This window comes from Nakamurella sp. A5-74, from assembly GCF_040438885.1.
Classification (GTDB): domain Bacteria; phylum Actinomycetota; class Actinomycetes; order Mycobacteriales; family Nakamurellaceae; genus Nakamurella.
Window position 1 is genome coordinate 4,568,152 of the sequence record NZ_CP159218.1, and the last position, 13,954, is coordinate 4,582,105.

Here is a 13,954-nt window from a genome sequence, read left to right on the forward strand (position 1 = left end):
CAGGGATGGGGAAGATCCACGAGAGCATCGACGGCCGGCTGCGGGAGTTCATCGAGCGGCAGCGGATGTTCTTCGTCGCCACCGCACCCACCGGCGACGGGCGGGTCAATGTGTCCCCCAAGGGGATCGGGGGCACCTTCAAGATCCTGGACGAGCACACGGTCGCCTATCTCGACATCACCGCCAGTGGCGCCGAGACGATCGCCCACCTCCGGCAGAACGGCCGGATCACGCTGATGTTCTGTGCCCTCGAGGGGCCGCCGAACATCGTCCGGCTGCACGGGCACGGCCGGTTCGTCACGCTCTACGACCCCGAGTTCGCGGAACACGCCAAGTACTTCGACGACGTCCCCGGCGCCCGGGCCATCGTCGTGGTCGACGTCGAACGGGTCTCGGACTCCTGTGGTTACGGCATCCCGTTGATGGAGTACGCGGGTGAACGGGACCTGTTGCCGCAGTACATGGAACGCAAGGGCGTCGAGGGCGTGGCCGACTACCGCCGGAAGAAGAACTCCACCAGCATCGACGGCCTGCCCGCTTTCGACTACGACCCCGTGCCAGCACCCCACTGAGGTTCGCGAGCCGGGTCGAGGCGAGCCGCGTCGTACCGAGCAACTACCGGGGACCGCCGCACCTGCACCGGCCGACCGTGGGTCACCTGCTGCCGGGATCCCGTCGGAAGACCGGCGCCAGCACCCGCAGGCCCAGGATGGCTGCGAGCAGCAGCAACAGATAGCCGATCAGCTCGAACAGACCGATGGTCGGTGTCACCATCGGGCCGCCGTCGATGGACAGCAGTACCACCGACATGATCCCGGTGGTCGCCGCGATGAGGGCCAGCAGCACCTGGTGCACGATCGAGGAGATGAACGCGCGATCGCGTTCGTCCGCCAGCGGCCGCACGGACATGGTGAACCGGCCGTGCTCGGCGGCCGCGACGATCCGCTCCACCCGGCGCGGGAGCCGGCGCAGCAGGGGTGTCAGTGCCACCAGCTCCTGCAGCGCGGCGTCCTTGAGGGACTCCGGCTCGAGGCGTGTCGAGGCCAGTTCCGTTGCCGCGGAACGGGTTTCGGTGACCAGATCGAAGCCGGGGTCCAGGTCCACCAACGTCCCTTCGACGGTGGCCAGCGCCCGGAACACCGCAGCGATCTCCACCGGCACTGCCAACCTGTGCGCGGCAACCACCCGGAACAGTTGACCGAACATCTGGGCTCCGCCGGCGCCCGCACCTGCGCTTCCGCCGACCACGTACCGGGCAAGGAAGCGTCCGAGGTCCCTCTCGAGCGACTCGGTGTCGATGTCCTCGGGTCGCGGCACCAGTTCCAGCAGTGCGTCCGAGACGGCCAGCGGATCCGCCGCATCGACGCCCCGCAGCAACCGCTGCAGGGTCTCGCGCAGCGTCCTGTCCAGTCGGCCGACGGAACCAAGATCGAGCAGACCGATCCGGCCGTCGTCGAGTACCAGGATGTTGCCGGGGTGCGGGTCGGCGTGGAACAACCCGTCCACCAGCACCTGGCCGACGAGGAACCGCAGCACTGTCCTGGCCACGACCGGTCGGTCGATGTCTGCACCGGCGTCGGCGAGTCGGCGCCCGTCCAGCCGCTGCATCACCAGCACGCTGCGATCGGACAGGTGGGGAACGACCGCCGGCACCACCACCGACGGTGTCCGGCGGGCGGTCTCCGCAGCAGCCACCGACACCAGGTTCGCGGCCTCCACCCGGAAGTCGAGCTCCTCGCGGAGCGCAGTGGCCATGCCCTCCGCCAATCGGGCAGCGCCGACCGACGCCGCCCAGCCGGTCCACGCCTCGAGTCTCCCGGCGAACCGGAAGGCGATGTCCAGGTCGCGTTCGACCGTCGTCGCCACCCCGGGCCGACACACCTTGAGCACCACCCGACTCCCGTCGTGCAACGTGGCGGCGTGCACCTGCCCGACCGAAGCGGCGGCGAGCGGCTCGACCTCGACCGTGGCTACGCACTCGGACACCGGCGCACCCCAGGACTCGGTGAGCGCCTGCTCGATCTGCGGCCATGGCAGTGGGGTGGCGTGGTCCTGGAGCACGGCCAGCCGGTCGGCGATCTCGGCGGGCACCAGGTCCCGCCGGGTGGCGAGCAGCTGCCCGAGCTTCACGAACGTCACCCCGGCGTCGTCCAGTGCTCCGGCCAGCCGTCGGCCGAACTCCGCCCGCCCCTCTGTCGTGGTCAAGACCCGTCTGCGCCCACCACGCAGGTACGGCCACAGACCTCGGCGCACGACGATCCGGACGATCTGGAAGTACCGCAGGGAGCGCCGGGCCCGGCCGCGCAGACCCCGGCCCCACTCACGGGCCGGCGGGACCCGACCGAACGGCACGAAGGCCTCGGCGACGGTCAGGAACAACATCGACGCGAACAGGACGGCCAGCGCCGACAACAGCAGGAACCACCACAGCCGGTTGTCGTGGGCGTCCAGCCCGGTCGCGGCGACCACCCCGCGCAGGATCGGTACGGTGACCGCCACCGCGAAAGCCCCACCGAGCAGCAGCCGGAGGATTCCGAGACGGACGCCGAGCATCCGCTGCACGAGATAGCCGAACAGCACGGCCAGGGTCAGCGTGAACAGCGAGGTCGTCACCCAGCCCACAGCGTTCTCCCCCGATCGATCCGAGCAGCGCGGACGTCCTCCGACCGATGCCGGTCGGATCGACTGCGTCGAGTCGTGGCGGCCGTCTTCCCGACATCATCGTGCACGAGAACTCGCACGGGTCGCCCCGGATCCCGACGGGCAAGGTGATCGTGCACGAGCGGGACCACGGACGCCCCCTCGCCGGACGCTGACGCCACCCGCTTCATCGACCCGGCCCGGACGTCACCGGCGGCGAAGACCCCGGGCACGGTGGTCTCCAGGTTCGCCGGTGGCCGACCGTCGACCCAGTGCTCCTTCGGTACGTCGCGACCGGTCAGCACGAACCCGTGCCCGTCGCGGTGGACCGCCGGACCGATCCAATCGCAGCGCGGCTCCGCCCCGAGCAACAGGAACAGACCGCCTGCCGCACAACGGGTTTCGGCACCGGTGGCCAGATCACGCAGCACGATCCACTCGAGCAGTCCGGTCCCGCCACCGTCCACCACTGCCGGGCACGGAAGCACCCTGATCACCGGGTTGTACCCGATCTCCCTGATCAGGTAGTCGGACATGGTGGCTGCCAGTTCCGGTCGGCGGATCACGATGGTCACCGAGCGGGCGAACTTCGCCAGGTGGATCGCGGCCTGACCGGCCGAATTGCCGCCGCCCACCACGAAGACGTCCCGCCCCTCCATCTCCCGCGAGGCGCTCACCGCCGCGCCGTAGTGCACGCCGAGGCCGACCAACTGTTCCGCCGGATCGACCCCGAGCCGGCGGTAGGCGACCCCGGAGGAGATCACCACGGTCCGGGCACGCACCTCGCCGCCGGCGGTGACGAGCCGGTGCGGGGCGCCGTCGCGGCCAGGCACGAGCTCATCCACCGTCCACCCGGTGAAGAAGCGGGTGCCGAACCGGATCGACTGGTTCCTGGCCCGCTGGGACAGTCGCATGCCGGAGATCCCCCGGGGAAAGCCGAGATAGTTGCGGATCATCGAGCTGGTGCCGGCCTGACCGCCGATGGCGTCCGCCTCGATGACCACCGTGCTGAGACCTTCTGACGATCCGTAGACCGCCGCGGCCAGACCGGCCGGTCCGGCGCCGACCACGGCGAGATCGACGACGGTGTCCAGATCGATGTCGGAGGGATTGCCGTAGATGCGGGTCGACACGTCCTGGACGGAGGTGGCCACGATCGGCGGCAGACCCAGCGCCGCCACCACCGGGAACCGGCTGTCGTCCGGCAGCTGGGCGAGCAGGGTCCGGCCGATCTCGGATTCTGGCGGGTAGGTGCGATGGGGCATGCCCATCCGGTCCAGGAAGTCCCGGACGGCCACGGTCAGCGGGTCGATCCGGGGCGTGACGATCTGGACCGCATCGATCTCCGGCTCGGCCACCGACGAACCCCAGTCGGAGAGCACCTCGGTGATCGCGGAATGGAACTCCTCGTCGCGGGGACCCCGCGGCATCAGCAGGTAGGCGGCGAACTTGCCACTGGTCATCCCCGCGCGGAGCGCGTCGGCGTCGAGGCGGAACCGTTCCCAGTGCGCGGCGACCAGGCGCCTGGCGGTCGGGACGAGGGTCCGCCACTCGTGCAGGGCGGCGAAGGTCGCTGCATCCGGCAGCACCGACTCGGTGACCACCAGCGCCACCGGTGCGCCGTCGGCGACCAGCTCGCGCAGCACCGCTGCCGCTTCGGCTGCCGAGCCGACGCAGCGAACTCGGTAGTCACGCTGGTACCGCTCGAACTCCGAGCACAACACCTCGGGGTGGGCAGGCGCGCAGAGCAGGATGACCGGCTGCGGTCGGGCGGTGGTCATGCAGTCGATCTTCCTCCACCCGACTCTGCCGGACGGCGGCGGCATCGTCGCTCTCGGTCTCCACGGCTTCATTGCGACCCTGCAGCCCGATGCCGACTTCGGCCGAATCCTGGCCGCCGACGGCGGCATCTTCGTCGCCGGCTCGCTTGCCTGGGGAGTGATCGTCGACAAGTTCGAGCCGGACCGGTCGGACCTGATCGGCGCGGCCGTCTGTCTGATCGGAGTTGTCGTCATCGTGTACGGGCCGCGAGGTGCGGCGGCCTGAGTCGCGTCGCCCAGGTCAGCTTCGGTCTGACCGCGGTTCGAGCGGTGCGCAGCAGTCGCGGGGCCCGGCGCGCCAGCATCGTCCGCCTACCCTGGACCGCCGGGACCTGCCGCCGATGGTGGCCATCAGCAGCAGCCCTGTTCGGAGTCGTTGCAGTGGGCCGGATCCCACAGGCACCGATCGGCAGTGCGCTGCCGGGTGGGCTGTCGGTGGCGGTCACCCACTGCATTGCCAGACCACAGGCTTGAGTCTGGCGGTTTCAGACCTCAAACGAATAGCGGGTCGTGCCGAAGCGCCCGCCGTCATCGACCAGCAACGACAGCGCGGCGCCACCCGCGCGCCGCACTACCCCCTGACTGTTACGGGCGCCGGAGGTGGCGCGTCGCACGTGACCTCGCGCCAGCATCACCTCGATGGTGGACCAGGGATCAGAATGGCCACCGGCGGCCCCATCGGGCGACGAGCTTCTCGTCGAGCCCGAAGCAGCGTCCGGCCGGTGCGATCGCCAGCAGGATCAGGGGCAGGAGGTCCTCGGCCGGATACTGCCAGAGGTAGAGATTGGTGTTCCACAGCATGATCCAGACCGGGCCGATCAGCAGCAGTCCACCGATGGCGGCCAGCCGGCTGGCGACGCCCAGGACGAGTCCGATTCCGACGGCCAACTCGGCGAGGGTCAGAAAGACGCCCCAGAAACCCCAGTTCGACAGAACCAGGTTTTGATAGAACGCCCCCAGCGGGCGAATGTCTGTGTGCGACGCCGCACCGGTCAAGATGCTGCGGGCCGAACCAGTGTCGACCAGACTGAACGAAAAGAACCCGAGGTCGTAGCTTGCTTTGTTGAATACCTTCGCCAGGGCGTTCGACAGCCATACCAGGCCGGTGAAAATGCGCAGAACCGTGAACAGGCGAGCGAACACATCGTGGTCGATGGTTCCTGCCGTGGCGGTCTCAGGGGTGGAACCCATGGCGTACCCCTTTCCAGCAGCAGGACGGACCTGGGCTCTCGGTAGCGCTGACTGCAGCGCAGGGTCGGCAGTCGTAATGCCCACCACCGTATCCCGCTCTGTTGTCCAACCTGGTCGGCCCGCGATCTGTTCCTCGTTTCGGGCTCTACTCTCGCTCGGATCGTCGGTCCTCAACAGCGTGCTCGAGGTCCGCAACCACCTCGTCGTGGGCGCCGTGCTCGGGGCGTTCTTCGCTGCTGGGGTAGCAGGAGCCCAGGTTCCGACGGCGATGTCACAGCGCCGTTCGCAATGGTTCGGTCACGGCAATCTCGTCGTCGGCGTCGCCATGACGATTACGGCCACGGTCACGGCCGCGCTTCCCATCTACATGGCGGGGTCAGTCGTTGCAGGTGTCGGGTTCGGTGCCACGTTCCGGTCGACGATCGGTTCGCTCGCCGAGGCGTCACCCGAAGGGCAGCGGGGCCGGGTGTTCGCCACCATGTACGTCGTCAGCTACATCGCGTTCAGCGTCCCGGCTCTCGATGCTGGCCTTGCTGTCTCGCGTTTCGGCCTCACCACCACGACCGTCTGCTACGGCATCGGGGAAATCGCCCTCATCGTGGTCGCGATGGTCGCATCGCATGACCGCAAACCCACGCCAACGCATGCCCCTGCCGATCGGAGCACGGGCCTGCTGCACGAGTAGATGACATCTGAGATGGCTTGCCTTGTTGGGGGTCTGGAAGGGATGCCACCATGCCGAAGCCGGCGGTCCGGGGGAAGGTCAAGCGCACGACGATCCCGGACCCGGCGGCACACCGGCCGGAGGATCTGGTGCAGCGCCGCTTTGGGACCCAGCAGCCCGCTGAGGTTCCCGTTTGAGGAAGCCTCCGGACTAGCCGGAGCGGTTCACTTCGTTCGCCCGATCAGCAAAAGATCAACACTGGTCGAGCTTCGTTCGCTCGATCGGCAAGACATCAACGCTGGTCGAGCGAGGAACGAATCGAGACCCATCAGATCCGAGACCGGTGTGACACGACGGGATCTCGACTCACTTCGTTCGCTCGATCGGCAAGAGTCGCTGGTGCCGAGCGATCAGTCGGTGGTGCGTCGACGGTAGGCCCGGATGGCCAGCGGCGCGAAGATCGCCACCAACAGCACCGACCAGCCGATGGTCACTGGCACTGCATGCCGCAGCGGCCACGCCGACCCCGCCACCGGGATGTCGTTGCCCCACAGCAGTCGCATGGCCTGCACCAGCGCCGAGACCGGGTTCCACTCGGCAATGGTCCGCAGCCACGGGGTCATCCGGTCGGTGGGGGCGAAGGTGTTGGCCAGGAACGTGATCGGGAACATCGTGGTGAACATGACGCCGTTCACCGCCTCGACCGAGCGCATGCTGGAACCGACCAGGATGCCCAGCCAGATCATCGAGAACCCGAACAGCACCAGCACGAGGAACCCCAACACCGCCTCGCCGATGCTGGAGTGGATGCGCCAGCCGATCAGCAGACCTGTCATCGCCATCACCAGGATGCCGATGCTGGAGTGGAACAGCGCGGCGATACTGCGGCCGACCAGCACGGCGTTCGGCGAGATGGGCAGCGACCGGAACCGGTCGATGATGCCCTTCTCCAGGTCGGCGGTGAGACCGAGGGCCACGATGAACGAGGCGAACGCCATCGTCTGCCCCATGATCCCGGGAAGCAGCCACTCGCGGTAGTTGCCGGTGTTGGTCTGGATCGACCCACCGAACACGTAGGCGAACAGCAGCACGAACATCACCGGCTGGATGGTGACGTCCATCAGCATCTCGGGCTGCCGCCGGATGTGACTGAAGTTGCGGCGCACCAACACCCACGACTGCTGCAACAGCGTGGTCTGCCGGGCCTGCGGGCGTTCCACGGCTCCGAAACTCTTCACCGCTGTGGTCGTCATGTCGTCACCCCTGCGTCGTCGGTGGAGGCCGCATCCTCGGTGATGCGGTCTTCGGCGCGGTGCCCGGTGAGGGCCAGGAACACGTCGTCCAGGCTGGGGCGCTGCAACCCGAGATCGTCGATCTCGATGGTGGAGGCGTCGAAGACGCCGGCGATCCTGGTGATGTCGGACAGCCCGGTTGCCGGCGCAGTGAGTCGGCGGGCCGAGGAGTCGACGAACACCTCGCTGACGTGCGCCCGCAACAGGTCGGCGGCCTGCGCGAGATCCTCGGCCCGGGACACGGTGATCACCAGCGCCGCCTGCCCCGATGAGTCCTTGAGTTGCAGGGGCGTACCGGCGGCGATCACCACCCCGCGGTCGATCACCACGATCTCGTCGGCGAGCCGATCGGCCTCCTCCAGGTACTGGGTGGTGAGCAGGAGGGTGGTGCCGTCCTTGACCAGTTCCCGCAACACCTCCCACAGCTCGATCCGGCTGCGCGGGTCGAGACCGGTGGTGGGCTCGTCGAGGAAGAGCACCGGCGGCACCGCGACCAGGCTGGCCGCGAGATCGAGCCGACGACGCATGCCGCCGGAGTACTCCTTGACGATCTTCCCGGCCGCATCGGTGAGCGAGAACCGCTCCAATAACTCGTCGGCGATCCGCTTCACGTCCCGCCCAGCGAGGCCGTACAGCTGCCCGATCATCCGCAGGTTCTGCCGGCCGGTGAGCAACTCGTCGACGGTGGCCGCCTGACCTGTCGATCCCATCGACCGCCGAACCTGATCGGGCTCTGTGATGACGTCGTGTCCGGCCACCCGGGCCGTCCCGGACGTCGGCCGGGACAGCGTGGTCATCATCCGGACGACGGTGGTCTTGCCGGCGCCGTTCGGGCCGAGCAGTCCGAGTACCGTCCCCTGCGGCACGACGAAGCTGACGTCGTCGACCGCCACCCTGTCGCCGAAATGCTTCACCAGGTTGATCGCCTCGATGGCGGGGGGCTGTGGCATGCGATCACCGTAGCCACGGACACCGACACAGTGCGCGGACAATTCGGCGACGATCTCCGCCATCTGAACGTGGGTGTGGCGGGAGATCCTCCGAAGGGGCGACGCGTTCCAGCGGTCGAACGGTCATGGGACGGAGTGCGGCCAGCTCAGACCGGAAGAGTGGCGTACAGGTCGACGGCGGTTCCGTCCGGATCCAGGACGGAGGCGTACCGCTGCCCCCAGAACGCGTCGAACGGGGCCAGGTGCTCCGGATGACCCGCCGCGACGATCGCTCGGTGGACCTCATCGACCTCCGCCGGTGACGAACATCGGAAGGCCAGGGTCAGCCGGCCACCGCGGTCGGGTGGCGCCCAGCCCGCATCCCACGAGGTGATCCCGGACTGGTCGTCGAACATGATCCGGAAGCCTCCGCCGAGCACGACCTCGACGTGCGGCTGGGCGTCGGCATCGGCGGGCACCGGGAGGCCACAGAGTCGGTAGAAGGCCATCGATGCGGCCATGTCCTGGACGGCGACGGACACACCGTCGAGCTGGGGGGAGGGAGTCATGTGCTCACGCTAGGCGTCCGGGCAAGCGTTGCGCTGAACTGGATCACCGCCCGCACAGCGCCCCGATGCCGCGGCGAGCGCCCGCGCGGACGGTGAGCGACGATCCGTGCCGCGGTGGTCGGGTCGACCGGGTCGGTCGGCTTGTGACCGCCTGGGCTCAGCCGCTGACCCTGTCGAGCTGCTGCAGCAGCTCGTGGGCCGCCAACTCGACCTCCTTGTGACGCCACTCCGACGCCCGGTACACACAGGCGATCAGCCCGCTGCGGTGCACCCGGCGGAAGTCACCCGCCACGAAGGCGTACCGCGCCTTGGTGCCATCAGTCGCACCGACCGTCAGGCCGAGGTGCCAGCCGGCGTAGTCGTCGAACGAATGGTTCTCCAGATACGCGTTCTGGGCTTCGGTCGACGGTTGGACCTCACCCCACTGACTGTCCAGGACGTACTGCCGGGCATCGATCAACTCCCGGATCCGTCGCTCCGCAGCCTTGTTCAACGTGTATTCGGCCATCACCGCAGTGTGCTCCCGTACGCCTCGAAACGCTCGCCGGATCACCGTTCACGTGTGGGGGCGCCTCGACGGCCTCGTTGCGCGGCCACAGAACGGTTCCGGCGGTGTACCACGCCCCGGCACGTGGCGGACCACTGGAACCGTTCTGCAGCGAGGAGGTCGACGGGACGCGCGCGGCTCAGGACGGGATCGGGATGAAAGTCAGACGGTTGCCGGCCACGGACGCGTTCGGGGAGGTCACGACAGCAGCGAGCAGATCGTCCGGCGCCAGCGGCCGCGACCAGAGAAACCCCTGCCCGTACAGGCACCCGCGGTCCAGCAGCGCCTGCTGCTGTTCGGCCGTTTCGATGCCCTCGGCGGTGACCACCATCCCCAGGGTGTCCGCCAGGGTCATGATCGCCTCGACGATGCCGCCGACCGCGCGATCACTGGTGATGTCGGCGACGAACGACCGGTCGATCTTCAGCAGGTCTGCCGGCAGGTCCTTGAGCTGGGCCAGCGAGGAGAACCCGGTACCGAAGTCGTCGATGGCAATCCGGACACCTGCCTCCCGGAGGTGTGCGATCGTGGTGCCGGCCAGACTCGGGTCGGGCACGACGGTTCCTTCGGTGATCTCGAGCCACAGCTGCCCCGGCGGCACCCCGGTCTCGGCGAGGACGGAGTGCACGAGCCGCCCGAACTCGGGGTCGGCGAGCTGCCTGGGCGAGACGTTGACTCCGATGCCGACAGTGCGCCACCCCGGGGTGAGCTCCCGCCAGCGAGCCATCTGGGCGCAGGCCTGCCGCAGCACGACTTCGCCCAACTGCAGGATCTGCCCGCTGTCCTCCGCTGCGGCGACGAGGAGGTCCGCCGGCACCTCACCCCGGGTGGCGGAGGTCCACCGCACCAGGGCCTCCAGCCCCACCATCCGGCCGTTCCTCATGTCCACGATGGGTTGGTACGCACAGGTGAGGTCGCCGTCCGAGAGCGCATCTGCGAGGTCGGCCTCCAGGCTCAGCCGGTCGGCGGCCTCCAGGCGGAGCTCCTCGTCGAACACGGCGATGGAGTTGCGGCCGGTTCGTTTGGCCGCATACATGGCCAGATCGGCGTTCGCGATCAGATCCTCGGACGCCGGGCCGGTGACCGGCGGGTGCAGCCCGATGCCGACGCTCACCGACAACGAGATCGACCGCCCGGCGATCGGCATCGGATGGCCGAGTGCCGCCACCACCTCGCCGGCGATGGCCCTGGCCTGCTGTTCGGAGGTGACGTCCGGACAGATGAGCAGGAACTCGTCACCACCGATCCTGGCCACCGTGTCCTGCGGCCTGGCACAGACCGCGATCCGGTGCGCCATCTCGACCAGGAACTCGTCGCCGGCAGCGTGTCCCAGGGTGTCGTTCACGAACTTGAACTGGTCGAGGTCGACGAACAGCACGGCGGCTGCTGTGTCGGGGGTCTCGGTCAGGTCGTCCAACACCCGGAGCGCCTCGGTGCGATTGCTCAGGCCAGTCAGCGCGTCCTGGGTCGCAGCATCGTGCAGGGCAGCCACGGTCTCGGCGCGGGTGATCGCCACCTCGGCGAGGTTGACCCACCGGGTCATCTGCTTGAGGTCCTCCTCCTCGGGCTCCCGCACGGTCCGGTAGTAGAGCGCGAAGCTCCCCAGCACCCGCTGGGTGGAGTCGATGATCGGTACCGACCAGCAGGCCCGCATGCCGATCTGCAGGGCCAGGTCCCGCCAGTCGTCCCACAGCGGGTCCGTGGCGATGTCGCTGACGATGACGGTCTTCCCGGTGTAAGCCGCGGTCCCGCAGGAGCCGACCGTCGGCCCGATGGCGGCGCCCTCCACCGCGTCCCGGAACATCGCGGGCATGGTGGGTGCGGCGCCGTGGTGCAGGTGGACGCCGTCCAGCAGCAGCACCGAGCAGACCGTGTCCGGGAGCGCCGCCTCCACCGACCTGGCCAGCACGTCCAGCACATCGCTCAGCGGCGCGCCCGAGACGATGAGGTCCAGGACCGCTGTGGTTGCCGTCAGCAGAGCTTCACCGTTGCGCAGTTGGATGCGGCTGCGGCGCAGCTCCAGCAGCGCCATCGCGTGGCCGGCGAGTTCCTCGAGGGTGGCGATGTCCTCCTCCGTGACCGCGCGGGGTTCCTCGTCCCAAGCACACAGGGCGCCCAGGACCATGCCGTCCGGCGCGATCAGAGGCGCGCCGAGATAGAAGCGCATGCCACCTGGTACTCCCACCCTGGGATGGTCGGCGAAGCGCGGGACGGTCAGTGCGTCGTCGATCGCCACCGTCTGACGGTCGGCCGCCACCGACGCGCAGAAGGTCAGGTGGTGGGGGACGCTGCGTCCCGGACTGTGCGTCGACGACTTCGTCCACACCCGCGTCGGCGTGACGATGTTCAACGAGGAGTGTCTGACGCCCAGCCGCCGGGCAGCGGCGGCAGTGAGTTCATCGAAGGCGGCCTCCGGCACGGTATCGAGGATCTCGTACCGCGCCAACGCTTCGGGCACCGGCGACGTCGACGGATCCAGGACAGTGGACACGCACGCCTCCCGGACCTTGATCATGGCGGCAGACCAGCTCGCCAGAGGTAAGTACCACGAACCTGTGCGCTCCGGAATGCTCTCGGTCGGTCGTCACCCATATGGGTAGGATTGCCACTCCTCCGTGATCACAGCAGGAGCCAACGGCAGGTGAAGGCGGCGGGTGACGACATGAGAACGCGACCGCGCCCATTCCCGGTGTCGGGAACAGACGCGGTCGCGCTCGGCGTATCGGCGGAGTCGATTCAGGATGCAGCGGGCGCTGCAAGCGGCCCGTAGGTGTTGCTGACCTCGGCCATCTCGATCTCTGCGCTGGCCTGGATCAGGGCGAGCAGGTCCTTGTCGAGCCCGGGCGAGAACTCCTCGAAACGCTCTGGGGCGATGGTGGACGGGACACCCGCGGGGGCCTGCTCGGAGGCATCCAGCACGGTGCCGTCGTTCGACGGGGACATGCCCTGGAAGATCCTGCCCGCCTCCGACTGGGCAGCGAGATCGAAGGTGTACTGCTTGCTGTGCAGTCCGAGGTCGGTGAGCTTCTTGACCTCGGGGAATCGCTCCGCATTGGTCTTCGGGATCGGCAGCACGGTGTTCCACTGCACACCCAAGGACTCGAGGGCCCGTGCATATCCGTTCTCGTGGGCCTGGTCGCGGACGATCAGGTAGGCGATCGTCGAGCGGGCCGTCTTGTTGTCCGTCATCTCGTAGATCCGGCACTTCTGCAGCCGGCCGGTCGCTTCCAGCATCAGGTTGTAGAGCAGATCGAGCACCAGGTTGCCGGAGTTGTAGACGTAGCTTCCGCTCCACGGGTTACCCGCGGCATCGACGGGCAGCGCACCCTGGGACGCGACCAGGTAATGGTGGATGTTGGACGTGTCGAGAGCAATGTTGAGGGGGGTGGCACCCTTGGCGCCCGGCTTGTCCAGCGGATCAGTCTTCCTGCCCTGGTAGGCGGGCGAGCCGTCGAGCAGCCGGGAGATCGTGGTACCGATCAGCTCGACGTGGCTGATCTCCTCGGTGCCGATGCCCTGGATCAGGTCGCGGTACGGCTTGCCGGCCGCTCCGCGGAAGTTCATGGACTGGAACAGGTACTGCATCATCGTGCGCATCTCACCGAACTGACCCCCCAGCCCCTCCTGCAGAGCGTTGGCAGCGGCCGGATCCGGCTCGTCGGCGACGATGTCGTTGATGAGGCGTTGGACGTGGAAATACACGAGGACTCCTGGGGATCTGTCCGATGTCGGACGGCGGACCCGTCACCACACCGCGGAGCCGATGCGGCGCAGTACGGGATGCGCGCATGAAGAACGCGGTTTGTTGAGCGTTCGCGACGAAGTTCCCCGCACCCTCCTGACACCAAACCTCGGGCTCCGACCGTCGGCGCACCCGTCGGTCCGCGACACCGCGTCGCAGCTCAGCCATCCACGCCTGTCGCCGTGTGCGGGGCGCCGACCGGCTTGGATTCAGGTGATCCTCGCTCGCGAAGGTAGATCGAGAGCACAACCATGGAGGCGACGGCGAGGAATTCTGATTGCCAGTTCTGCAGGGTGCGGTTCCAGAACTCGGCCGAGGTCAGATAGCCGACAAATGAGATACGGTGGCCAGTCCGTCCTGGACCTGTTGATTGTTGAACTCGGCGTGCCCGGTCAGTAGCTGCCCGAGCAGGGCCAGGGCGAAGATCAGCCCGAAGACCGCCGTCAGGCCGTAGCGCCGCAGGGTCGCATTCACGGCGTCTGCCCGGTCACCATGCGAGGGCAGCGATCACGAACACCGCGCCGAGCACGAGCGCGATGAACAACAGGCAGCCGCTGAAC

The 13,954-nt window shown here is 68.2% G+C and carries 12 protein-coding genes and 1 pseudogene; 3 read left to right on the forward strand and 10 right to left on the reverse strand.

The window, feature by feature from the left end; all coding sequences use genetic code 11:
* The first annotated feature begins 5 nt into the window (after nt 1–5).
* Nucleotides 6–572 carry a pyridoxamine 5'-phosphate oxidase family protein gene (locus tag ABLG96_RS21015; protein WP_353649249.1) on the forward strand — a complete coding sequence of 189 codons (567 nt, stop codon included), beginning with the start codon at nt 6–8 and terminating at the stop codon, nt 570–572.
* An 82-nt stretch (nt 573–654) separates the two neighbouring features.
* On the opposite strand, the gene ABLG96_RS21020 is transcribed toward ABLG96_RS21015, so the two are convergent.
* Complete coding sequence (locus tag ABLG96_RS21020) at nt 655–2,613, reverse strand: AarF/UbiB family protein (protein ID WP_353649250.1); 1,959 nt, start codon at nt 2,611–2,613, stop codon at nt 655–657.
* Nucleotides 2,610–4,421, reverse strand: a complete 1,812-nt coding sequence (locus ABLG96_RS21025) for an FAD-dependent oxidoreductase (RefSeq protein WP_353649251.1) — start codon at nt 4,419–4,421, stop codon at nt 2,610–2,612. Before ABLG96_RS21025 ends, ABLG96_RS21020 begins: the two co-directional genes overlap by 4 nt.
* Between ABLG96_RS21025 and ABLG96_RS21030 the strand changes: the two genes are divergently transcribed.
* A complete protein-coding gene (locus tag ABLG96_RS21030) occupies nt 4,420–4,686 on the forward strand; it encodes a hypothetical protein (RefSeq protein ID WP_353651612.1) in 267 nt (88 codons plus the stop codon). The two genes, ABLG96_RS21025 and ABLG96_RS21030, sit on opposite strands and share 2 nt — an antisense overlap.
* A 428-nt stretch (nt 4,687–5,114) precedes the next feature.
* On the opposite strand, the gene ABLG96_RS21035 is transcribed toward ABLG96_RS21030, so the two are convergent.
* Entirely contained in the window at nt 5,115–5,651 is a 537-nt protein-coding gene (locus ABLG96_RS21035) for a hypothetical protein (RefSeq protein ID WP_353649252.1), read from the reverse strand.
* A 178-nt stretch (nt 5,652–5,829) separates the two neighbouring features.
* On the opposite strand from ABLG96_RS21035, the gene ABLG96_RS21040 reads away from it, so the two are divergent.
* The gene (locus tag ABLG96_RS21040; protein ID WP_353649253.1) at nt 5,830–6,336 is read left to right on the forward strand and encodes a hypothetical protein; all 507 of its coding nucleotides are present in this window, start codon (nt 5,830–5,832) and stop codon (nt 6,334–6,336) included.
* 389 nt (nt 6,337–6,725) lie between these two features.
* On the opposite strand, the gene ABLG96_RS21045 is transcribed toward ABLG96_RS21040, so the two are convergent.
* The 7 genes and pseudogenes from ABLG96_RS21045 to ABLG96_RS21075 all read right to left on the reverse strand — a co-directional run.
* Nucleotides 6,726–7,568: an ABC transporter permease gene (locus ABLG96_RS21045; RefSeq protein WP_353649254.1), complete on the reverse strand. Its 843-nt coding sequence runs from the start codon at nt 7,566–7,568 to the stop codon at nt 6,726–6,728.
* Nucleotides 7,565–8,557, reverse strand: coding sequence for an ATP-binding cassette domain-containing protein (locus tag ABLG96_RS21050; protein ID WP_353649255.1), 993 nt, complete (start codon nt 8,555–8,557; stop codon nt 7,565–7,567). The genes ABLG96_RS21045 and ABLG96_RS21050 overlap by 4 nt, the downstream gene beginning before the upstream one ends.
* Nucleotides 8,558–8,703: 146 nt before the next feature.
* Entirely contained in the window at nt 8,704–9,105 is a 402-nt protein-coding gene (locus tag ABLG96_RS21055) for a VOC family protein (RefSeq protein ID WP_353649256.1), read from the reverse strand.
* Between the two features lie 157 nt (nt 9,106–9,262).
* Nucleotides 9,263–9,613, reverse strand: coding sequence for a hypothetical protein (locus tag ABLG96_RS21060; protein ID WP_353649257.1), 351 nt, complete (start codon nt 9,611–9,613; stop codon nt 9,263–9,265).
* A gap of 178 nt (nt 9,614–9,791) precedes the next feature.
* Nucleotides 9,792–12,143 carry an EAL domain-containing protein gene (locus ABLG96_RS21065; protein WP_353649258.1) on the reverse strand — a complete coding sequence of 784 codons (2,352 nt, stop codon included), beginning with the start codon at nt 12,141–12,143 and terminating at the stop codon, nt 9,792–9,794.
* Between the two features lie 245 nt (nt 12,144–12,388).
* Nucleotides 12,389–13,354, reverse strand: coding sequence for a manganese catalase family protein (locus ABLG96_RS21070; protein WP_353649259.1), 966 nt, complete (start codon nt 13,352–13,354; stop codon nt 12,389–12,391).
* Between the two features lie 200 nt (nt 13,355–13,554).
* Nucleotides 13,555–13,832 (reverse strand): annotated as a pseudogene (locus ABLG96_RS21075) (DUF6766 family protein); the annotation flags it as partial.
* Nucleotides 13,833–13,954: the final 122 nt, after the last annotated feature.

Coding starts and splice junctions, on each gene's coding strand:
- ABLG96_RS21015 (WP_353649249.1), top strand. CDS start 6: ATGGGGAAGATCCACGAGAGCATCGACGGCCGGCTGCGGGAGTTCATC.
- ABLG96_RS21030 (WP_353651612.1), top strand. CDS start 4,420: ATGCAGTCGATCTTCCTCCACCCGACTCTGCCGGACGGCGGCGGCATC.
- ABLG96_RS21025 (WP_353649251.1), bottom strand. CDS start 4,421: ATGACCACCGCCCGACCGCAGCCGGTCATCCTGCTCTGCGCGCCTGCC.
- ABLG96_RS21035 (WP_353649252.1), bottom strand. CDS start 5,651: ATGGGTTCCACCCCTGAGACCGCCACGGCAGGAACCATCGACCACGAT.
- ABLG96_RS21045 (WP_353649254.1), bottom strand. CDS start 7,568: ATGACGACCACAGCGGTGAAGAGTTTCGGAGCCGTGGAACGCCCGCAG.
- ABLG96_RS21050 (WP_353649255.1), bottom strand. CDS start 8,557: ATGCCACAGCCCCCCGCCATCGAGGCGATCAACCTGGTGAAGCATTTC.
- ABLG96_RS21055 (WP_353649256.1), bottom strand. CDS start 9,105: ATGACTCCCTCCCCCCAGCTCGACGGTGTGTCCGTCGCCGTCCAGGAC.
- ABLG96_RS21060 (WP_353649257.1), bottom strand. CDS start 9,613: ATGGCCGAATACACGTTGAACAAGGCTGCGGAGCGACGGATCCGGGAG.